A 19,539-nucleotide genomic window follows, 5' to 3' on the forward strand; every position below is an offset into this window, starting at 1 on the left:
GTAACACCTTTAAGATCGACCGTCCGCAGAACGACTGCAGATTGGGAGGGCGTGATGACTGGTCAGGTCGCCGCCGTGAGCCGTAACGAGGTGTACTCGTTCAGCAAGCCGAATCGCGATTCCATCACGCTGCTCACGGGACTCGGAGTGGAAGGAGACGTTCACGCGGGTGAGACGATCCGCCACCAGTTCCGCATGACCTACGAGCCGGACCTGCCCAACCTGCGCCAGGTCCACCTCATGCACGGGGAATTCTTCGACGAGCTCGCGCTCAAGGGCTTCAAGGTCTCTGCGGGCCAGCTCGGCGAGAACATCACCACGCGCGGGGTGGACCTGTTGGGCCTGCCCACCGGCGCTCTGCTCCATCTCGGAGAGCGGGCGGTGCTCGAGGTGACGGGTCTGCGCAACCCGTGCTCAAAGATCAACGACTTCCGCAAGGGACTGCTGGGTGAGGTCTTCTCCATGGACCCCGTGTCCGGCGAGTTCACATTCAAGTGTGGCGTCATGGCTGTGGTCCGGCGTGGAGGGGTCGTCCGACCCGATGATTTCATCCAGGTCGAAACCCCGCCCCTTCCTCACCGCTCGCTGGAGCGGGTCTAGGTTCATGTTCTGTGGTCATCGGCGTGCCCAGATGAGGATGGCCCTGCTCGACGATTGGGCCTGCCAACGGCCCTACCCCCCAACCAGCCGCGTCACCAGCCTGCCCGGACAGCGCATCTGAGCCCGGGCCGGAGAGGACCGCGCGTCCTGTGGTGGATAGCCAGGTCGGAGGGGCTCCACGCAGGCGGTGGTGGGTCAGTGGTGCTGGCCGCCGTGGCGGTGGTCGCGGTCCCAGGATTCGTCGTCGATGAAGCGTCCGCTGTCGTTGCGGAGCTTGGCGGCGTCGGAGCGGTTGTCCAGCCGTAGTTGCGGCGGTCCTGGCCACGGTCGGTGTCGGTGCCGGTGTCGCGGACGAGTACTCGCTCAGCCACCAGCACAGCTTCCCTGCCGCGCGCTGCCGGCGCGTGTCATTCCGTCGGCGTTCCGATCCGAAGCCGGTTGCCGTCAGGGTCGCGCAGCTCAATCTCACGCGCCCACGGAGCGTCCTTCGCCTGCACACCGAACTCGGCGGCGATGGCCTCGACATCACGAATGCGGAGGTAGACCAACGTGTCAGGGCGGGCATCTCCCTTGTGCTCCGACAAGAACAACCGCACCCGGCCCCGAGTGACCTCGACGAACGCGGGAAGTCCTGGTTCGAAGCGGTGTTCCCACTGCTTGGCGAAGCCCAGTCGCTCGTACCACGCGACCGCCGCCGCAGCGTCCTCGACTCGAAGAATAGGGATGACTTCCTCGTCCATGGCGCCATCGTCGCAGACCGCTCAGGGCGAACGTTGCCTCCTGCGGCACTAGTTGTCACATAGGCAGGCTTGCTGTTGCTGTGGCCGAGGCTGCATGTGTTGGACTTGAACCGCTGAACACCCATGCCTTCGACGCCGGTTGAGGCGGCCAGGGGTTGTCAGTGGCTGGTGGCAGGATCACCGGCATGGTTTTCGGACGTACTACTCCGCCGCGGCCCGTGGACGTGACCGCGGTCTTTCCTGAGCTGGCTCCGTTAGCGCGTCCTGCGATCCGGCTGCATCCTCGTCCCGGGACGCCTTCGATAGGGGAGAGCTCGGTCGGGGGGCCGTTGCTGTGGCCGGCTGAGGAGCCGTGGCCGCATTGCGAAGGCACGCACGTGGACAGCGGATTCCGCGAGTCGTCGGCAGAAGTGCGGTTGACCAGACGCAGGGTGGCCCGGCAGGACCGTGATCCCCATGGTCCCGCGTTCACGCCGGAGGAGGAGGCGGTCAAGGAACGGAACGCCGCGATGCTGGCGGAGCGACTCGGCGCCGGCCCTCCGTGGCCTGCGGAGTGCCCGGTCCCCATGTTGCCCGTGGCACAGCTGTATCTGCGCGACGTACCCCTGTTGCGGCCGCCCGGGCAGGCCGATCTGCTCCAGGTCCTCTGGTGCCCCTACGACCACGATCCGGGTCACAAGCCGTCGACCGCACTGTTCTGGCGGTCCGCCGCAGAGGTCGGCGACATCCTTGCCGCACCGCCGGAACCGTATGAGGTGAACTGGCAGGGATATATGCCGGAGCCGTGCGTGCTGGCACCGGAAGCGATCACCGAGTACCCCAACAGCCGCGATCTGAGCCCGGAGATGCTGCTGGCGGTGAGGGACTGGAGCAGATGGCAGGCAGCCGGCGCGGGCGTGGACAGCTCGTACGCGGACTGTCCGGAGGAGTTCTATGTCGGCAATCTGGCTGAGGCTCCCGGATGGAAAGCCGGGGGCTGGCCGCCATGGGGCCGCACCGACCCGACCCGCCGATACTGCACTGTCTGCGACGCTCAGATGGCCCCGCTGCTGACCATCGCCTCCTTCGAATGGGACGGTGGTGAGCTACGCGGCTGGGCGCCGTACGAGGACCAAGCCGCCGCCTACGCCGACAGTCATCACGCCGGCCAGGACCCTGCGCAGCCGACCAAGGTCGAAGTGGGCAGCACCGACAACATGCAGCTCTACGTCTGCCCGACCTCTCCCGAGCATCCGCACACCGACCTGATCCAATGAGCTGTCGGACCTTGTCACGCGGATGCCATCCGCGACCGCCTCTGGGACGGCCAGGCGGGCTGCTCCGCCACGTACCGCCGCCACGGTGTGAACGTCCAGGTGGTCACCGATCTGTCCGGACGCCTGCTGTGGATCTCGCCGCCCTGCAGGGCCGGACCTTTGACCTGACCGCGGCCCGTACCCACCGGATCATCTGGTTCTGCGAACGCGAAGGCGTCCCGATTCTTGCCGACCGCGCCTACATCGGCGCCGGACCGTGGGTCACCACACCGGTCAGACTCCCACCCGGCCGCGACCTGTCGCCAACTCAGCGCACCGTCAACCGCGTGCTCTCGGCGGTACGGGCACCTGGCTAGGGCGGTCGAGCGGGGCGTGGCCCGCCTGAAGTCCGGGCGGATCTTCCACCACGCGCGCCGTAGCCCAAATCGAAGGCCGTCAATCGCCGCAACTGAAAGAGCTCAGCCGCCGGGGGCGGTGCCGGGGTGTGGGCCGTCCCCGCCCAGGGCGGCAAGCACGAGGGCGACCCATTTGTCGGAGATCCGCTCCAGGAGCCGGCGGCTGGGACATGCCGCGAGGAATGCGTCGTAGTCCGCTTTGGCCGCGGCCCGCCGTTGGGCGGCGGTGGTGGTCGGGATGGCTCATCTCTCCGCTCGGTGACTTACGCACCTCAAGGTGCCTGCTTCCCGTCGGGAAGTAGGTGCCTCCATGGTGGTGCTGCACCAAGAGCGAGGGCAAGACCAGCGCACCGTGCCTCCAAGAAGGAGTAGATGGCGATGAATGAGATGCAGCAGATGACGTCCCGGCGGGCCGTGGTCCGGGTGCCGTCCGGGCCCCGGTCGATCGAGACCGTCGACGTCCCGGTGGCTGAGCCGGGGCCGGGGCAGATCCGCGTCAAGATCGCCGCCGCAGCGATCAACCCGGTCGACCTGGGGGTGGCCGGGGGCGTCTTTCACGGGCTCGGACTGGTCCACCAGCCGGACTACACCGGTCTGGGCTGGGACTTCGCCGGCACCGTCGATGCCGCCGGACCCGGCACCGGACTGCGGGCCGGCACCCGTGTCGCCGGGTTCATCGACGGTTTCGACCGCGACCACGGATCCCACGCCGAGCACCTCCTCGTCCCCGCCGCCGATGTCGCCGTCGTCCCGGACGGCATGGACCTGCTCGAGGCCGCGACGGTGCCGCTCAACGCCACCGCCGCAGCCCAGCTCGTCGACCTCCTCGGCGACGTGCCGGGCCACGCCCGGCGCTTGCTGGTGACCGGCGCGGCCGGCGCGGTGGGCGCCCACGTCGCCGTACTCGCCCAGGACCGCGGCTGGCAGGTGACCGGCATGGCCCGAGCCGACGACGAACCCTTCGTCCGCAGCCTCGGCGTCGACTTCACCACCGGTCCCGGGCAGGGCTGGGACGCCGTCGCCGACGCCGGAGCCCTACAGCAGAACGCCCTACAGGCAGTGCACGACGGCGGCCGCTTCATCGGCGTACAGCCGGCCTCCCGCCTCCCCGAGGAGCGCGGCATCAGCGTCGAGGTCGTGGTCGCCCAACCCGACGGTCCGCTGCTGGCCCGATTGCTCGCACGAGTGGCGACCGGGGAACTGCCCGCCCGCGTCCACACCGTCGCACCCCTCGACAAGGCAGCCGACGCCTACCAGACCATGGCCAACGGCGGCATCCGCGGCCGGATCGTCCTCGTCCCCTGACAGCGCGGGGCCCGGAACCCGATCGATGCCCTTCGGGGCCGACGGATCAACAATCGATGCGCTCGCCGGCCCTCGAGAGGAACCCTTCACCCGGATCACCACAACGGGCGGACGAGCGGGACGCCGAGCACCTGCACGAGATCTACGAGATCCATGACAACCAGTTCGTCAAGAGAGACTCCCTCAACGGACAGGACATCTGATGCTCACCACCAGTGCCACGGTTCTCGCCGGCCTCCTCGGCGCGGCTCTCGTCTTCATGGGCGGGCGTGCCTTCACGACGCCGCAGGCCGCCGTCGGTTTCGGCATTCCCGATACACCGGCCGACGACCCCGCCTTCCGGTCCTGGCTGCGCGTGAAGGGTTTGCGCGAGATCGCGTGCGGGGTCTTCATCTTCGTTCTGATGCTCGTCGCGACGACGTCGCTGCTGGGTTGGTACGTGATGACGCTCGCTGCGATACCCGCCGGAGATGCGGTGGTTGTGCTGCGCAGCGGTGGTCCGAAGGCCGCCGCCTACGGCATCCACGGTGCGACGGCGGTGGTGATGCTGGCCACCAGCATCTGCCTTCTGGTCTGACTCGCCATCGAGATCCGATCCTGACATGGATCGGGCGATCCCTTAGTTCGTCGGCATCCCGGCCCCGGCCAGGTCCCGCTGGAGTACCGCCCACGGCGACGCGCACTGGGCGAACCTCACCGCACTCTTGCGGATCCTGGACTGGAAGAATTGGGGTGGGGACCCCGTGGAGGTCGGCGCCGCCATGCTCTACGCCTACACCCTGCTCCAGCCAAGTGCCGCTGCCCGGCGTCCGGGACGCCTTCTTGTCCTGGGCAGCCCGGCCGGCGTTGCCGCAGAAGCGACCAGCCCCCGCGAGTTCGTTGAGGCCGTCGCCCTTCTGATCGAAGGAGCCACTGCTCAAGCGTCGTGATCGGACCACTGTGGGGTCTTACACGATCCCGGGCGGAACCGGTCCCTCGCCCGCGTAGGTGGCGCTCAGCGGCGCCGACGGCACGTCGTCCTCGGCGAGCGTCAAGCTGGGCCCGGCGAGGGTGGCGTCGTCCAGGGTGATGCCGAGGTGGTCCAATACGAGGGCCACCGCAGGCGCCATCCCGGCATCCTCGCCTTCGTGCGCGGCGAGCGCCGCTTCCACCCGGTCCCACCAGTGGCCGAACGGTTCGGACCGGGTGTGCTCCATGCCGGGCTCGAAGTAATCTTGATCAGCAACGGAAGCTTCGGCGTACCCGGCGGGCGTTTCTCTGGGGCTGCTTGGTGTGCCCCTCATGGGTGCACAGATCTGCGGCCGCAGGCGGGTGCGCCGCCTGGTCGGGACCTCGGCTTGTCATGTGAACGCGCGACCACGCGGTCAGCCACGGCTCAGAGCTTGGGGCCGGGGTTTCTGGGCTGCCCTCCCATTCGGTGGTCGCTCCAGTCGATGCCGTCGTCGTGCTCCTTGCTCGATGCGAGCCCGAGAAACCCGAGAAGGGGAGCTGCGATGAGGATTGCTCCGCACAGGCTGCCGATTGCCACGTAGGCCGCGGCGGCGATGACGGCCCAGAACAGGATGTCGCACACGATCCTCGCCCACAGCGGGAACGGGGCGCGCCACGCGTGGTAGCGGCGGTACATGCGCACGAGCTTGCCGGATGCGCGCTTGGATCGGCTGGGCCCTCTCTGGCCTGGCGTTGCGGTGTGGCCGTTGCCGTGCGGACGGGCCTCTTCCTTGCCCATGGAGCCGTTTGTCCCTTCGAGTGTTACTGGACTACCAAACGAGACGGGGTGTTCATTTCACCCGCGCCGTGTGGGGTCAGCGGTGGCCGCCGCCGTGGGGGTTGTGGCCCCAGGAATCGTCGTCGATGAAGCGTCCGTGGTCGTTGCGGAGGGTGGCTGGTGTCGGAGCGGTTGTCTCAGACGTGGTTGCGGCGGTCCTGGTACAGGTCGGTGTGGGTGTCGCAGCCAGTGGTCGGAGGTGTAGGTGCGGCCGTCCTCGTCCTTAAGGGGCCAGCCGTCGAGGTTGACGGTGCGGCGGCCGGTGTTGGTGACTTCCACCCATTCCTGGTTCGGGGAGAGGTCGGAGTGGTCGTCCCGGCCGGGGGAGTCGTACTGGACGTCAGAGATCTTCACCTTCGGCCGCTCGGGGTGGGCGTGGTCGGTGGCGGATGCCGGCAGTGTGACCACCGAGAGCCAGAGCGCCGACGGTGAGCGTGGCGGCGGCGAGACGTCGAGCGGTGACAGGAACGGCAGCGGACAGGAGGTCCCCTTATGGTGCGGGCACCGACCGCCGGAGGAGCCACAGCAGGCTGCCGGGTCAGTCGAGTGTCGTGTGCGGTCACGGCCGGCTGGCCGCCCGCACACTCTGTCCATGTCATGGAGGAGGTGAGGGGGAAACGTGACCCCTGTTACCTGTTATCAGATTCTCCGTGACTCTCGGGTGCAATATCCATCTATTCCGTCCTTGCGTGATGTTGACGCGTTGACAGATGAACAGGCCATGCGGGAGTTGGGGCGTGGCATCTCTCCGCCATGCTGCGCCACCCCGCAAGAGGTCGGGATGTCACCCGAAAGTGAGTAACGGCGGTCTGATTGCGGAGCGCTCGGCTCTGGCCTCACATGCGGAGCGGCGTGAGCTCGTGACCGCCGAGCCGAAGCCCCGGGTCCTTCCTGAAGCAACCTCGGGCCGCCGCCCTGGCCCGGGATCACGCCCTGGTCGCGGCGTGCCTTGCCGGCCTCGGCACCGATCAACGGAGCGTGTCCTGGCGTGGCTGATCCTCAACCGGAGATCGAGTTCGCGACGACGACGGCCCTACGCCGGGTCGCCAAGAAGGAGGTGGGGCTCGCCCGGGCGGTGGAAGGCCTGGCCCCGGTGGACCGCGTGTACGCCGTCTCGATCTGCACGGTGGTCATGCTCCTGGACGCACGCGGCCGAACCACCGCCCTGGAGCAGCACGACGAAGAGACCGCGGACTACGAACAGATGGGCCACCCTAGGCCCTACAACATCAGCTCATAAGGCATCTGACGTCCCTGCGTACCCGCCCCCAAGGACTGCGCGCGGCACCGCCGACCTGGATCGCTCGCACAGCGCTCGCGTAGGCATCGGCACGATCACCGGTGTTGATAGCTGCCACATGCCCGGTGAGTCGATCGAGCGCTTCAGGCCGGGTGCCGTAGTCGCAGTCCGGGAAGAGCGGATCGAACGACGAGAGGATCTCGCCGTTGTCAGCGTAGGAGACCCAGCACGAGCCCGACTCGCTGTCCAGCGGGGAGGGAGCAACCGTCTCCCGGGGCACCGACCTCACAATGTCATCCGCCGCCAAGTAGGAGCCCTCGGGCTCGATGGCGAATGACCAACCGTCGTGTTCGCCCGCCCGGAGGACGGGACCGTCACCGGCGAGGACTCCGCTGTCATGCAGCTGCTCAACGTCCACCTCGGGAACGTCATCCTTGTCGATGTCCTCGCCGAGAGCCTTGATGCTCTCCACTACTTTGCGGGTCAAGGCAACAGGGCGGGCAACAAGGCCGTTCGCCGCTTCGTCCAGGATCCGTCCATCAGGTACCTGGTCCTCACCACCGGCCGCGCGGACATCCTCGGAAACTCGAAGGTCTCGGCGGGGCGGAGACGGCCGTGCTGCTGCGGTCTCAGCGGTCGACCAAGGCTCCGGTGGGCAGGTACAGCACCAGGAAGGGCAAGGTCTGGGTGAACCCCACGAGCTCCTCCTGGAACGGCGTTGCTGCGCTGCGGATTCCGCGCCTCGTGCCATCCCATACCTGAATGACGGTCACATGACCGGCCCGAGCCATCGACGGTGGCGGCCGTTCGCCGCGGGCCGGTCGTGGCCGGGCCGCGGCGAGGGGCGGGGGTCAGGATCCGGTGAGGGAGATGGCCAGGTCCGTGATGTTCAGCGGGAACTGGCCGATGGAGGTGGCCTGGCCGGTGAAGACGTTGATGGCGTACAGCGAGGGGGTGTTGGCGCCGTACGGGGTGAGGGAGGCGAACGCGGCGTTGTCGACCGTCTTCCCGCCGGACAAGGTGCTGTAGATGTCCATGCCGGCGTTGATTCCGGCGTCGATGCCGAGGCTGCCGGTCGGGGCGAGCGTGCCGTTGTTCGCCGGGGACTGGAGGACGACCTGGTCCGTGGTCGTGTTGATGTCGACGAGTGTGGTCGCGGTGGCCGCGTTGAGGTCGTTGTTCGTATAGGCGGCGGCCGAGACACCCTTGGTCGTGCCCTCGGTCGGCGGGGTGGTGAGGTTCAGATCCTGGATGGTGCTGTGGTCGTTGAGGTTGTGCCGCAGGTTCTGGCCGTTGTCGCTGATCACGCGCAGGCGGTCGGCCGCGGGGTTGAAGTCGACGCCGAAGTTCGCGCCGTGCAGCGCGTACTGGAGTTGGGACACCTTGGTGACGACCACGTCCGTGGTGGTCGGCGGGGTCTTGATCGTGTAGATGCCGCCCTTGTTGCCGACGCCGTACATGAGGCCGTCCTGCACGCGGAAGTCGATCCCGATCAGGCCCGTGTCGCCGCTGAGGCCGGTGACGACCCTGACCCAGTCGAGGACCTGCGGCCGGTCGGTCGTGAACGTGGCCATCAGGGTGCCATCGCCGCTGATCCCGAAGGCGCGCAGGCTGGGCGTGGCGGCGGGGGCGGCCGAGCCGGTGCCGGGTGCGCCGAGCATGAGCGCCGTCGAAGTGACCATGACCGCGACCGCCGCCATGATTCTCTTTCTTGTGTCTGCTGTCATCGGAGTTTCCCTCCCGTTATTGATCACCGCATCATGCCGAAGGCGGTTCTCATTAAGGCCGCTTCACAGTTCCTCCACAAGCGAAAAGGTTGACGGAAACACCCCGATCCGGGAATTTTGCGCACTGTGATAAAAGCCCTGTCGATACACCTGCCACCGTTTTGTGCGGAGTGATGAACGCCGTCCGGATCTCCCCTGTCGGCCCGCTTGTCCTGAATGGCAAGCTCGCGTTCATGGGGAGCCTCTTCGCCGAGCTGGCCCGGCAGGCGTCGAGAAACGCCCGTCGTGAGGTCGAGACGTACACACGTGAGATCTCGGAGTTCGGGTTCCTGGACAAGGACTCCCGGGCGCGAGCCGAGACGCTGGAGCACGCGATGTGGCTCCGACGTCGTACCGTCGAACTCGCGCCGGACAACAGCGAGTTGAGCGGAGAGGATCTCGGCTACATCGCGTCGATGGGGGAGCTGCGGGCAGGTGCCGGGATGTCGCTCGACGCGCGGCAGCGGGTGCTGCGCGTGCACACCGCCCTCATGCTGCGTGAGATCAACGAGGCGACGGAGGCCCAGCGCGGCGGCGGTGTCGACGAACTCATGCGCATGATGACGTGGTTCGCCCCCCAGGGTGAACGAGGCATCGCTTCCTACCGCCAGGGATTCGTGCGCGTACTGCGCCGCCGAATGCCGTACACCGAGCAGGTCGCCCTGCTGACCCGGTCATTGCTGAGCGGAGATCCGATTTCGGCGGAACTCGCCGCAGCCGTCGAGATGGAACTCCCGGACCGCTACGCGGTGACGGTTTTTCGTATTCCGGACCTGCCTGCCATCGATCGTTTCCTGGAAAGCGAGATCGGGGTGCTCGCGAAGAGCCACCGTGCGCCGATCATGTGGGGACCGGAGGGCGGCGACGGGAGCGGTGAGCTGATCACTTTGCTTCCGCTGTTCTCCGGCCCCGAGGCAGCGGAAAGCGCACCGCCGCACGCCGTTCCCGACCTCTCACCCGACCTCACCCCCGGCCACCTGCCGGACCTCGTACAGGACTTCGTCCAGGCCCTCGGCCGCCCCTGCGCCGTCGGCATGTCCGTCGCACCGCTGCCGGAGCTGGCCGACGCTCTGGACCGCGCCCGCCGGATCAGTCGGGCAGCCCCGCCGCGCCGGGCATCCGTCCGGCTGCGGCCGCACACCCTGGCCGATGTCTTCGTCGAACTCGCCGTCGCGGACGTGCCACTCGTCGACGACTGGCTCCGCACACTGGCCCGCCGCCTGGAGACCGGCCCCGACCTCCTGACCACCCTCGACGCCTACTACCGCCACGACATGCACCGCGGTGCCACGGCGACCTCGCTCAACGTCCACACCCGTACCTTGGACTACCGCCTGCGCCGGGTCCGTGAGCTCACGGGGATCGACCCTGGATCGACGCGAGGCGTGCGCACCTTCAGTGCCGTGGTCACCCGGCACCTGTCGGGAGCATGGCGCTGAAACGCGTCGGGCGCGCCGGACCGTTGACAGCGCAACGAGCTGCATCACGGGTCGGCTGCCTCGTCGTCCAGGGGGGTGTCCGCGTCGGCCGGACTCGGGGGAGGCCGCTGTATGACCTCGGGCAGGGCCTGCTCGGCCCAGATCACCTTGCCCTGCGGGGTGTACCGGGTGCCCCAACGCTCAGCCATCTGCGACACCAGGAACAGGCCCCGGCCACCCTCGTCCATCGACGCGGCGTACCGCAGATGCGGTGAGGTGCTGCTGCCGTCGGACACTTCGCAGATCAGCGTACGGTCGCGGATCAGCCGCACGTGGATCGGCCCGGATCCGTAGCGGATGGCGTTGGTGATGAGCTCGCTCAGGATGAGCTCCATGGTGAAGCCGAACTCTGAGAGGCCCCACCCTTCGAGCCTCTGGGACACGGCGTCGCGCATGCCGGCGACGGCGGCGGGATCCGGTGGTACGTCCCAGTCGGCGATCCGGTCGGGCGGCAGTTGCCGCGTGCGGGCGACGAGCAGGGCGACGTCGTCCTTGGGGCGCCCGGGGAGCACCCTGTCCAGCACGTCCTGGCAGGTCTCCTCGGGCGGCCGGCCGGGGTGGCCGGTGAGCGCATCGCGCAGCAGTTCCATTCCCACGTCCAGGTCGCGCCTGCGATCCTCGATGAGGCCGTCGGTGTACAGGACGAGCTGGGTCCCCTCGGCGAGGCACAGTTCCGCGGTCTGGAACGGCATGCCACCGAGGCCCAGGGGCGGACCGGCGGGCACGTCCGGGAAAGTGACGGTCCCATCCGGCCGGACCAGCGCGGGTGCCAGATGCCCCGCCCGCGCCATGACGTAGCTGCGCGTCACGGGGTCGTAGATCCCGTACAGGCAGGTGGCGCCCACGACGCCCGCCGCGCTCTGAGCCGTCTCGTTCTGGTCGATGCTTCCGACCAGGTCGTCCAGATGGCTGAGCAGCTCGTCAGGTGGCAGATCGAGGGCGGAGAAGTTGTGCACCGCGGTACGCAGCCGTCCCATCGTGGCGGCGGCGTGGAGGCCGTGGCCGACCACATCGCCGACGGCCAGTGCCACCCGGCTGCCCGGCATGGGAATCACGTCGAACCAGTCTCCGCCCACGCCCGACTGGGCGGGGAGGTAGCGGTAGGCGATGTCGAGGGCGTTCTGCTCGGGCATGGCCTGCGGCAGCAGGCTGCGCTGGAGGGTGACTGCCAGGGCGTGCTCGCGGGTGTAGCGGCGGGCATTGTCGATGCTTATCGCGGCACGGGCCACCAGCTCCTCCGCCAGCGACACGTCCTCCTCGTTGAAGCACTCATGCTGTCGCGTGCGCCAGAAGGTGGCCATGCCCAGCACGACGCCGCGGGCCTGGATGGGGGCGGTGATGAGGGAGTGGATGCCGTAGTCGATGATCGCCTTGGCCCGCTCCGGGTCCTGCACACGCCAGCCCGTGGCGGTCGGCAGATCGCTCACCAGCTGGGAGCGGCCGCTGCCGTAGCCGCGCGCCTGCGGTGTGGAGGGAAGGTAGTCGAAAAGCCGGCCCTGTTCGGTGAGCGGATGGTCGTCCACGATGCCGGACACGGCCGCGCGTCGCATGTCCGTCCCCGTGGGGGCCGGCTCCTCGCCGTGCAGGACCGCGTCGGCCAGGTCCACGGTGACGAAGTCCGCGAAGCGGGGAATGGGGACCCGCGCCAGCTCGTCGGCGGTGCGCAGCACGTCCAGGGTGGTACCGATGCGGAGTCCGGCGTCGTACAGCAGCCTGAGCCGCTCCCGTGCCACCTCCGCCCTGCCCGTCACCGCCTGCAGCTCGGTGGAGTCGCGCAGTGTCACCACCGTTTCCCTGGGGCCGCCCTCGCGACCCGTGGGCCGCTGGTTGACCGCGATCAGCCGCTCTCCCGCGAGGTGCACCTCGTCGGTGGCCTCGCGCCCGGAGGCGAGCAGCGCCTTCGTCTCGGGATCGAGTCCCGGCAGTTCCGAGACGAGCCGCCCCTCGATGTCCAGGGGCAGCTCCAGCAGTCGTCTGGCCTCGTCGTTCGCCAGCATCAGCCGCCCGTCGGCGGCCACGATCAGCACCCCTTCCCGAACGGAGTGGAGCACCGTGTCGTGGTGCTCGTACATCAGGCTCATCTCGTCCGGTGCCAGGCTGTGTGTCTGCCGTCGCAGCCGCCTGCCCAGCAGTGCCGTCACGCCGATGGACAACAGGAGCGCTCCGGCCCCCGCGCCCAGGATGATCGGTAGTTGCCGGGTCAACTGACTTTCGACGTTCTTGACCTGCATCCCGGCCGAGACGAGCCCCACGACCTTCCTGTCGGCGTTCTTGATCGGCACCGTGGCCTGCACCTCACGACCGAGCGGGCCGTCGACGCTCTCCACGTAGAGCCTCCCCGCCAGCGACGGTCCGATCTCGCCCACGAACCGCTTTCCGATGCGGTCCGGCAAGGGGTGCGTGTACCGGATGCCCTCGGTGTCCATGACCACGATGAAGTCGACGTCGGCGGCCCGGCGTGCCGCTTCGGTGAGCGGCTGGAGGATCTTGCTGGGGTCCGGGGTCCGCAATGCCGCCAGGACACCCGGCGAGTGCGCGAAGGTCTGTGCCACGGCCGTGGAGCGGCGCTTTGCCTCGGCACTGGTGTCCCGCTCCGACTGCAGAATGAGAGCGAAGACACCGCAGCCTACGAGCAGCACCACCAGAGCCACCTGGAAAATCAACACCTGCCCGGCCACGCTCCGCGTGTTCTTGCTGATCAGACGCTTAACCGACAGGCGTTGAAAACGGGCGAAAAGACTCGCCATGCGACCTTTTTAGCACCGGTGATCCCAAGTGGCCAGGGCACGCCCGATCCTTGCCCGGTCAATCTCGAACGCGCGTTCGTCTCACTCTGCGACCGATTAGGTCGATATGATGCTTTTTGTGATCACGCCTGCACGGCTGTGGCGCCGTCGCCCCGCCTACAGCGGCCGATGGGAAGCTGCCAGGCTGTCGCCCCTGGTCCTGACCGCTGTCATCGCCGCCCTCGCGTTCTCCACGCCCAGGGAGATCGCCTTCAGTCGCCTTCTGCCCGCCGCGCCCGCCCTCGCGGCCGCGATGTGGCCCGTGCTCCCCACGATGGCGCTGGGGGCGTTCTGCCTTCTGCTCATGATCGTCCTCAGCCTCTTCCATACCGATCTGGGGACGCCGTACACGTCGGCCGCGATCATCGCGGTCACCTTGGCGGCCGCATACGGCAGTCATGTCCGACTTCAGCGGGAGGAGACGCTCTTCCAGGTCCGCCTCGTCGCCGACGCCGCCCAGAAGGTACTGCTGCGCCCCCTGCCACGCCGCATCGGGGGCGTCGAGATCGAATCGCTCTATCTGGCGGCCCAGGAGCAGGCCCGGATCGGCGGCGACTTCTACGAGGTGCTCGGTACGCCGTTCGGGGTCCGGCTGCTCATAGGCGACGTACGAGGCAAGGGCCTGTCCGCGGTGGGGGCGGCCTCGGCGGTGATCAGCTGCTTCAGGGAGGCCGCCTACGACGAGCCCGACCTGCTGGGCATCGTGCACCGCCTGGAGACCACCGTCACGCGCCACAGCGCGGCATTTCCCGTCCAGGACCAGCCCGAGCACTTCGCCACCGCTCTCCTCGCCGAGATCCCGCACGGTGGCGACCGGCTACGACTCCTCAACTGCGGACATCCGCCACCGCTGATCGAGTACTGCGGGAACGTCCGGGTCCTGGAGCCCACGCTCCCCTCCCCGCCCCTCAACCTCGCAGCGCTCATCGGTGACCGCTACTGGGTCGACATCGTCGCCTTCGCCCCGGGCGAGCAGTTGCTGCTCTACACGGATGGCGTATCCGAGGCCCGGGACCACACCGGCCGGTTCTTCCCGTTGGCGGACTGGATGCGGCGGCAGGATGCGGAGCACCCCCGCGAGCTGCTCGACCAACTGCACCGGGATCTGCTCCGGCACAGCGGCGGAAGGCTCGGTGACGACATCGCGGCCCTCGCGCTGAGGCGCACCACCGCGCAGGATCGGGGAGTCGTCGGAGCCGAGGGCTGAATCCCGGTGCCGGGATACCGGACCGGTTCGGGGATCATTCGACGGCGGTGCCGGTGAGGCCGGCCGTGACGTTGCGCTTGAGGTTGGCGGGGGTGGGGGAGCGGCGGGAATTCGCACAACGGGGAATGGGGCCCGCCTGAGTTGGTGAATCCGGCGGCGATCTTGTCGCGGCCTCGGCCAGAACGGTGGTGTGGCCGTAGCCGGAGTGAAACGCGAGAGCGACAACGGGGCGGTCGGAGGAAGACCTGGTGATGCTGCTTTCCGTTCGTGAATCGAGGTATGTGGCCAGCATGGCACTCGATATGAGCGGCGTGAGGGGGAAGGATTTGTACCCCGGCGGAGCGCTCCTGGGGTGGCGGCGGGCCCCTAGAGGTCACCAACCGGAGATGCGCGGCCAGACGGCTTGTACAACGGGTGCCCCGGGGGCAGGGCGTGTGCTGTCGATGACGTGGTAGCCATGGTGCTGGGCGGCGGTGGCGCAGGCGTGGTTGGGGAGGATCCGCAGGCGGGTGCCGATGGGGAGGTCCGGCAGAGTAGCGCCGTCGCGGGCGGTGAGGGTGCCGTGTTCCTGGCTGGCCGCGCTCATGACCAGGCCCGGGACGGGGTTTCCTGCCAAGTCGAGGACGAGTCCGTAGCCCTGGTCGGTTTTCTGGGCGGCGGTTCCGCGGTCGCGTGACATGGCCATCCAACCGCCGTCGGTGACGATCCAGCCGTACTCGGGGCGGTGGCCGATGACGGTGACCACGACGGACAGGGCGAGGTCGTCGATCTGGCAGACGCCTAGGCCGGCCATGACGAGGTCGAAGAAGACGTAGTTGCCGGCGCGCAGTTCGGTGACGCCGGTGAGGTCCTCGGCGGCGTGGGCGGTCGGGGTGGAGCCGACGCTGACGGTGTGTACGTGAAGGCCGGCGGCGCGCAGGCGCTCGGCTGCGGCGACCGCGGTGTCGCGTTCGTTCCTGGCCGCTAGGCGCTGTTCCTCGGCCGAGTAGGCGAAGTAGGACTCGCCCGCGTGGGTGAGCACTCCGTCCAGGCAGTCGGCGTCGTGCAGGACCCGGCCGATGGCGGGCAGTCCGGGGGCGTCCGGCTTGATTCCTCCGCGGTGGCCGTCACAGTCGATCTCGATCTGGGTCGGGACGGCGATGCCGGCCTCGCGGGCGGCGGCGGCGACGGACGTGGCCTGTTCCGTGCTGTCGAGCAGGACGCGCAGGGTGATCCCGCGGCGCAGCAGGGCGACGACCCGGGGGAGTTTGTGGGGGTCGATGCCGACGGCGTAGGTGATGTCGGTGTAGCCGCCGTCGGCGAAGGCCTCCGCCTCGGCGAGGGTGGAGACGGTGACGGGGCAGGGTGCCTTGTCGTGCAGCAGGGCGGCGACGTCGAGGCTCTTGGCCGTCTTGACGTGTGGGCGCAGGGTGACGCCGAGCTGTCCGGCCCGGGCGGTGAGGCGCTCGATGTTGCGCAGGGTCTTGTGGACGTCGACGACCGCGAAGGGGGTGTCGGGGTCCTCGAGGGTCCGTGCGGCGGCGGGGTCGGTGTTCACAGCGTGATGTCCAGTTTCTTGAGGAGAGCCAGCCCGAGGTACAGGTCCTGCAGACCGATTCCGGAGCTGTCGAAGACCGTGATGTCGTCGACGGAGCTGCGGCCGGGGTGGTGACCGAGGAGGACCTCGCCGAGCGGGGTGAGGGGTGTTCCTTCCGGGGCGTTCTGGCACTCGCCCATGCGGCGGGCCTGCTCGGGGAGGTCGCAGAAGACGTGGGCGCGGTCGAACAGGGCAGGCGGCAGTTCGCGTTTGCCGGGGGCGTCCGCGCCCATGGCGGAGATGTGGGTGCCTGGGCGAACCCAGTCGTCCTCGAACAGTGCGGGGCTGTCGGCCCGGGTCGTGGTGGCGGTCACGATGACATCGGCCAGGGCGCAGGCCTCGGCCGCGTCGGCAGCGCGCGTGGTGTGGCCCTCGGAGGTCAGTGCGTCGGTCATGTGCTGGATTCGCTGCGCGTTCCGGCCGACGACGAGTACGTCCTTGATGGGGCGCACGCGGCTGACGGCCCGGATTTCGTAGGCGGCCTGGTGGCCCGTGCCGAAGACGGCCAGGGTGGCCGCGTCGGGCCGGGCGAGCAGGTCCACGGCGAGCGCGTCGGCGGCGGCGGTTCGGTGGGCATTGGCGGCCCCGACGTCCAGCACGGCGGCGATGCGGCCGATGGTCTGGTCGAACAGCAGGAGCGTGGAGTGGTGGCGCGGCAGGCCGTGTTCGGTGTTGCCGGGCCAGTAGGTGCCGATCTTCACTCCGGCGTGCGCTGCGGATGCCGACGGCTTGAGAGTGAACCGGTTGGCCGGGTCGGAGCCGTGCGCCGCGAGGCTGGGGAAGACGGTGCCGTCCACGGTGGCGGCGAACGCGGCGCGGGCCGCGTCCAAGGCGAGTTCCTCGTCCACGACCGCGGCGGTCTGCCCTTCGGTGACGTGCAGCAGGGCGCGGGTACAGGGCCGGGGGTCAGCCGAGGGCGGCAACGGCGTGCACCTCCACGGCGGATCCGTAGGGGCCGGCGAGCCTCAGGCAGGCGTCGACGTTGTCGAGTATCTGGCGGGCCCGGACCTCGAAGGGCTTGCCGGACAGGCAGCTCCCGTCGGACGCCAGGGGAAGCTGCCCCGAGACAGGGGCGACGCCCCGGTGGGTGGCGACGTGCGAGTAGTGGCCCGCCGGCGGCGCCGGCTCGGCACTGTCGGCTGTCGCTATCGGCGATCGTGTGGTGTCGGTATCACGGGAGGGCGTGCGGGTCGTCATCGTCCTCACTTCGTGTACGTGTAGACGCTGGCCCGGGAGATGCCGAGGAGATCGGCGATGGTCTGCGCCGCGTTGCGGGTGTCGAAGTAGCCGTCCTCGTAGAGGCGGCGCACGAGGTCCTTCTTGTCGTCCCGGGAAAGGGACCGGGGGGTGGTGGAGCGTTCGGCCGCGGCCGTCTCGATGACCTCGCGCAGTTCGCGGCGCGTGCGGTCGCGCAGGCTCTCCAGCGAGACGTCACGGTGCCCGGGGTCGGTGGCCACCAGGTTGGACAGGGCCAGGGTGACCGGGGAGAGCGTCGAGACGTCGAGGTTCAGGCAGAGGGCCGCGATGTACTCGCCGGCGGCGTTCTTGATGCCGATCGAGGTGCTCTTGGCGGGGCGTCCGTCGGGGAACTGGTTGGCGTAGTTCTGGATGACGCTGGGGTAGTTCGCATCCTGGATGCGGGCCAGTCCCAACTCGGTGGCCGAGTCGCCTATCTGACGTCCGGACAGGTTGTTCTCGATGGCCCGGATGGCATGGCGCGGATTGCGCAGGTCGTGCAGCACCACCTCGCAGAGCCCGGGGAACATGCGGCCCAGCGCGACGGCGATCTTCTCGGCTTCGGCGAGGAGGTGCTCGTCACTGGCTGAGTCGGACACCGTCGGCCCGTCCGCCTGCCGATCGGCTTCCTCGGCGCGCCGGGTGCTCTCGTCCTTCACGGACATCCGTCTGCTCCTTCCTGATTCTTGTGCTGGGGCGGCCGGACGCGGTGTCGTGCCACGTCCGGGAAGTCGGTCACGGAGACCTTGTGTCGATTTCCCGTCTGAATGTAGACAGATAATCTATCCAGATCTAGAGTTCCTGTCCAGGGTCAGTCGTCGACGCATCGACCGGCGCCGATCACTTACGGAGCCGGGCCGAGCCCTTGCCAGCCTGCCTAAGGAACGGAACGTCCCGTGTCTCAGAACATCCCCCGCGTCGCCGACCGCAGCGGCGGCCGTTACGCAGCCGACGAGCCCCGCTGGTGCGGCGACGACGGCTCCCCCCTGATGATGGAACCCCTGCCCGGCATCACCCGCCGGCAGATCGACACCAGCGTCAACTCCCAGTGGCGCTACCGCGCCGCACTGCCCCTGCCGCAGGTCGAACCCGTGACCCTCGGCGAAGGACGAACCCCTCTGTTGCAGCGGACCTTGGCGGGACTCCACGTAGCGGTCAAGCCCGAATCCATGAACCCCACGGGCAGCTTCAAGGACCGGGGCACCTCCGTCATGATCAGCGTGCTGCGCCACCAAGGCGTCAGGCAGCTCCTGGAAGACTCCAGCGGCAACGGAGGCTCATCCGTCGCCGCATACAGTGCCGCCGCCGACATCGACGCCCAGATCATCGCTCCCGCCTCCACCTCCCCTTCGAAGATCGTGCAGAGCCGCCTGCACGGAGCGAGCGTGGATCTGGTCCCCGGCAGCCGCCAGGACGTCGCCGACGAAGCCCTCCGCCGCGCTGACACCCGCTTCTACGCCAGCCACAACTGGCACCCCCAGTTCCTCCAGGGCATCAAACTGATCGCCTACGAGATCTGGGAGGACCTGGGCTTCACCGCACCCTCGGCCGTCCTCGTGCCCGCGGGCGCCGGCAGCCTCGTCCTGGGCTGCGCCATGGGATTCGCCGAACTCAAGCGCGCCGGTGAGATCGGCCAGGTGCCCCGCATCCTGGTCAGCCAGCCCGAACTGTGCAGCCCGCTCGTCCGTGCCTTCACTGACGGTGCCGACACGGTCGACGCCCGTGCCTGGCCCAAGACCCTCGCTGAAGGGACAGCCATCGCACAGCCGGTACGCGACCGGGAAGTCCTCCAGGCGATCCGGGACAGCGGTGGCGCCGCCACGGCCGTGGCCGAGGACGAACTCCTGCCCGCCGTGCGGGAACTCGCCGCCACCGGAGTGTTCGTCGAGCCCACCAGCGCCCAAGTCCTGCCGGCCCTGCGCCAGTTCCATGCCGCCGGTGACATCAGTACCGACGACACCGTCGTCCTCGTCCTGACAGGCTCCGGCCTCAAGGCCGGCCAGGCCCTCAGTCAGCTCATCACCGACTAGCGCATCCCTTCCCCTCGCAGGGCACGTCGAGCGGTGCTCCGACCCCCGTTCCTGACAGAGGCTCCACTGCGGCGCTCAAACCGTTCGGACAGGGCGGAGTTGGTGGACCGGCTGGACTCGGCGCAGGAACAATTCGAGCCGTCGCGGAGCCGCTCC

20 protein-coding genes and 1 pseudogene are annotated in these 19,539 nt (G+C 68.7%); 10 read left to right on the plus strand and 11 right to left on the minus strand.

Going from position 1 to position 19,539, the window contains the following annotated elements; translation table 11 throughout:
• The first annotated feature begins 54 nt into the window (after positions 1-54).
• Positions 55-600, plus strand: a complete 546-nt coding sequence (locus ACFT4A_RS15275; protein ID WP_382829959.1) for an MOSC domain-containing protein — start codon at positions 55-57, stop codon at positions 598-600.
• A gap of 407 nt (positions 601-1,007) precedes the next feature.
• Here ACFT4A_RS15275 and ACFT4A_RS15280 read toward each other — a convergent pair whose 3' ends face one another.
• Positions 1,008-1,340, minus strand: a complete 333-nt coding sequence (locus tag ACFT4A_RS15280) for a glyoxalase superfamily protein (protein ID WP_382829962.1) — start codon at positions 1,338-1,340, stop codon at positions 1,008-1,010.
• A 185-nt stretch (positions 1,341-1,525) separates the two neighbouring features.
• Between ACFT4A_RS15280 and ACFT4A_RS15285 the strand changes: the two genes are divergently transcribed.
• The 5 genes and pseudogenes from ACFT4A_RS15285 (at position 1,526) to ACFT4A_RS15305 (ending at position 4,873) form a co-directional block, all read left to right on the plus strand.
• Entirely contained in the window at positions 1,526-2,596 is a 1,071-nt protein-coding gene (locus ACFT4A_RS15285; protein WP_382829965.1) for a hypothetical protein, read from the plus strand.
• A gap of 33 nt (positions 2,597-2,629) precedes the next feature.
• A pseudogene (locus ACFT4A_RS15290) lies at positions 2,630-3,025 on the plus strand (transposase family protein); the annotation flags it as partial.
• 344 nt (positions 3,026-3,369) lie between these two features.
• Positions 3,370-4,296 (plus strand): NADP-dependent oxidoreductase, encoded by a 927-nt coding sequence (locus tag ACFT4A_RS15295; RefSeq protein WP_382829967.1) that lies wholly within the window; start codon positions 3,370-3,372, stop codon positions 4,294-4,296.
• Positions 4,297-4,352: 56 nt separating this feature from the next.
• A complete protein-coding gene (locus tag ACFT4A_RS15300) occupies positions 4,353-4,499 on the plus strand; it encodes a hypothetical protein (RefSeq protein WP_382829970.1) in 147 nt (48 codons plus the stop codon).
• Positions 4,499-4,873, plus strand: a complete 375-nt coding sequence (locus ACFT4A_RS15305; protein ID WP_382829972.1) for a DUF4267 domain-containing protein — start codon at positions 4,499-4,501, stop codon at positions 4,871-4,873. The genes ACFT4A_RS15300 and ACFT4A_RS15305 overlap by 1 nt, the downstream gene beginning before the upstream one ends.
• A 370-nt stretch (positions 4,874-5,243) precedes the next feature.
• Here ACFT4A_RS15305 and ACFT4A_RS15310 read toward each other — a convergent pair whose 3' ends face one another.
• The 3 genes from ACFT4A_RS15310 to ACFT4A_RS15320 form a co-directional block, all read right to left on the minus strand.
• On the minus strand, positions 5,244-5,492 hold the full coding sequence (locus ACFT4A_RS15310; RefSeq protein WP_382829974.1) for a hypothetical protein: 249 nt from the start codon (positions 5,490-5,492) through the stop codon (positions 5,244-5,246).
• A 179-nt stretch (positions 5,493-5,671) separates the two neighbouring features.
• Positions 5,672-6,025, minus strand: a complete 354-nt coding sequence (locus ACFT4A_RS15315) for a hypothetical protein (RefSeq protein WP_382829976.1) — start codon at positions 6,023-6,025, stop codon at positions 5,672-5,674.
• A gap of 57 nt (positions 6,026-6,082) precedes the next feature.
• Entirely contained in the window at positions 6,083-6,658 is a 576-nt protein-coding gene (locus ACFT4A_RS15320) for a lamin tail domain-containing protein (protein ID WP_382829978.1), read from the minus strand.
• A gap of 394 nt (positions 6,659-7,052) precedes the next feature.
• On the opposite strand from ACFT4A_RS15320, the gene ACFT4A_RS15325 reads away from it, so the two are divergent.
• Complete coding sequence (locus ACFT4A_RS15325) at positions 7,053-7,304, plus strand: hypothetical protein (RefSeq protein ID WP_382829980.1); 252 nt, start codon at positions 7,053-7,055, stop codon at positions 7,302-7,304.
• On the opposite strand, the gene ACFT4A_RS15330 is transcribed toward ACFT4A_RS15325, so the two are convergent.
• A complete protein-coding gene (locus ACFT4A_RS15330; protein ID WP_382829983.1) occupies positions 7,294-8,055 on the minus strand; it encodes a DUF6461 domain-containing protein in 762 nt (253 codons plus the stop codon). The two genes, ACFT4A_RS15325 and ACFT4A_RS15330, sit on opposite strands and share 11 nt — an antisense overlap.
• A gap of 100 nt (positions 8,056-8,155) precedes the next feature.
• Positions 8,156-9,004 carry a DUF4394 domain-containing protein gene (locus ACFT4A_RS15335; protein ID WP_382829985.1) on the minus strand — a complete coding sequence of 283 codons (849 nt, stop codon included), beginning with the start codon at positions 9,002-9,004 and terminating at the stop codon, positions 8,156-8,158.
• 260 nt (positions 9,005-9,264) lie between these two features.
• Between ACFT4A_RS15335 and ACFT4A_RS15340 the strand changes: the two genes are divergently transcribed.
• The gene (locus ACFT4A_RS15340) at positions 9,265-10,509 is read left to right on the plus strand and encodes a PucR family transcriptional regulator (protein ID WP_382829987.1); all 1,245 of its coding nucleotides are present in this window, start codon (positions 9,265-9,267) and stop codon (positions 10,507-10,509) included.
• Between the two features lie 44 nt (positions 10,510-10,553).
• Here the strand turns inward: ACFT4A_RS15340 and ACFT4A_RS15345 are convergent, their stop codons facing one another.
• A complete protein-coding gene (locus tag ACFT4A_RS15345) occupies positions 10,554-13,295 on the minus strand; it encodes a SpoIIE family protein phosphatase (RefSeq protein ID WP_382829989.1) in 2,742 nt (913 codons plus the stop codon).
• 109 nt (positions 13,296-13,404) lie between these two features.
• Here ACFT4A_RS15345 and ACFT4A_RS15350 point away from each other — a divergent pair, with 109 nt between their 5' ends.
• Positions 13,405-14,541: a PP2C family protein-serine/threonine phosphatase gene (locus tag ACFT4A_RS15350; protein ID WP_382829991.1), complete on the plus strand. Its 1,137-nt coding sequence runs from the start codon at positions 13,405-13,407 to the stop codon at positions 14,539-14,541.
• A gap of 373 nt (positions 14,542-14,914) precedes the next feature.
• Here the strand turns inward: ACFT4A_RS15350 and ACFT4A_RS15355 are convergent, their stop codons facing one another.
• Genes ACFT4A_RS15355 through ACFT4A_RS15370 form a run of 4 tightly spaced genes read right to left on the minus strand, consistent with a single transcriptional unit; the run spans position 14,915 to position 18,018 of the window.
• On the minus strand, positions 14,915-16,078 hold the full coding sequence (locus ACFT4A_RS15355; RefSeq protein WP_382829994.1) for a DSD1 family PLP-dependent enzyme: 1,164 nt from the start codon (positions 16,076-16,078) through the stop codon (positions 14,915-14,917).
• Entirely contained in the window at positions 16,075-17,040 is a 966-nt protein-coding gene (locus tag ACFT4A_RS15360; RefSeq protein ID WP_382829997.1) for an ornithine cyclodeaminase family protein, read from the minus strand. Before ACFT4A_RS15360 ends, ACFT4A_RS15355 begins: the two co-directional genes overlap by 4 nt.
• Positions 17,024-17,314: a Rid family hydrolase gene (locus ACFT4A_RS15365; protein ID WP_382829999.1), complete on the minus strand. Its 291-nt coding sequence runs from the start codon at positions 17,312-17,314 to the stop codon at positions 17,024-17,026. The genes ACFT4A_RS15360 and ACFT4A_RS15365 overlap by 17 nt, the downstream gene beginning before the upstream one ends.
• Before the next feature lie 5 nt (positions 17,315-17,319).
• Positions 17,320-18,018, minus strand: a complete 699-nt coding sequence (locus ACFT4A_RS15370; RefSeq protein ID WP_382830002.1) for a transcriptional regulator — start codon at positions 18,016-18,018, stop codon at positions 17,320-17,322.
• Positions 18,019-18,249: 231 nt separating this feature from the next.
• Between ACFT4A_RS15370 and ACFT4A_RS15375 the strand changes: the two genes are divergently transcribed.
• Positions 18,250-19,383 carry a threonine synthase gene (locus tag ACFT4A_RS15375; RefSeq protein ID WP_382830005.1) on the plus strand — a complete coding sequence of 378 codons (1,134 nt, stop codon included), beginning with the start codon at positions 18,250-18,252 and terminating at the stop codon, positions 19,381-19,383.
• Positions 19,384-19,539 lie beyond the last annotated feature (156 nt).

Origin of the sequence: Streptomyces sp. NPDC057099 (assembly GCF_042671245.1) — a bacterium.
Taxonomy (GTDB): Bacteria; Actinomycetota; Actinomycetes; order Streptomycetales; family Streptomycetaceae; genus Streptomyces; species Streptomyces purpurascens.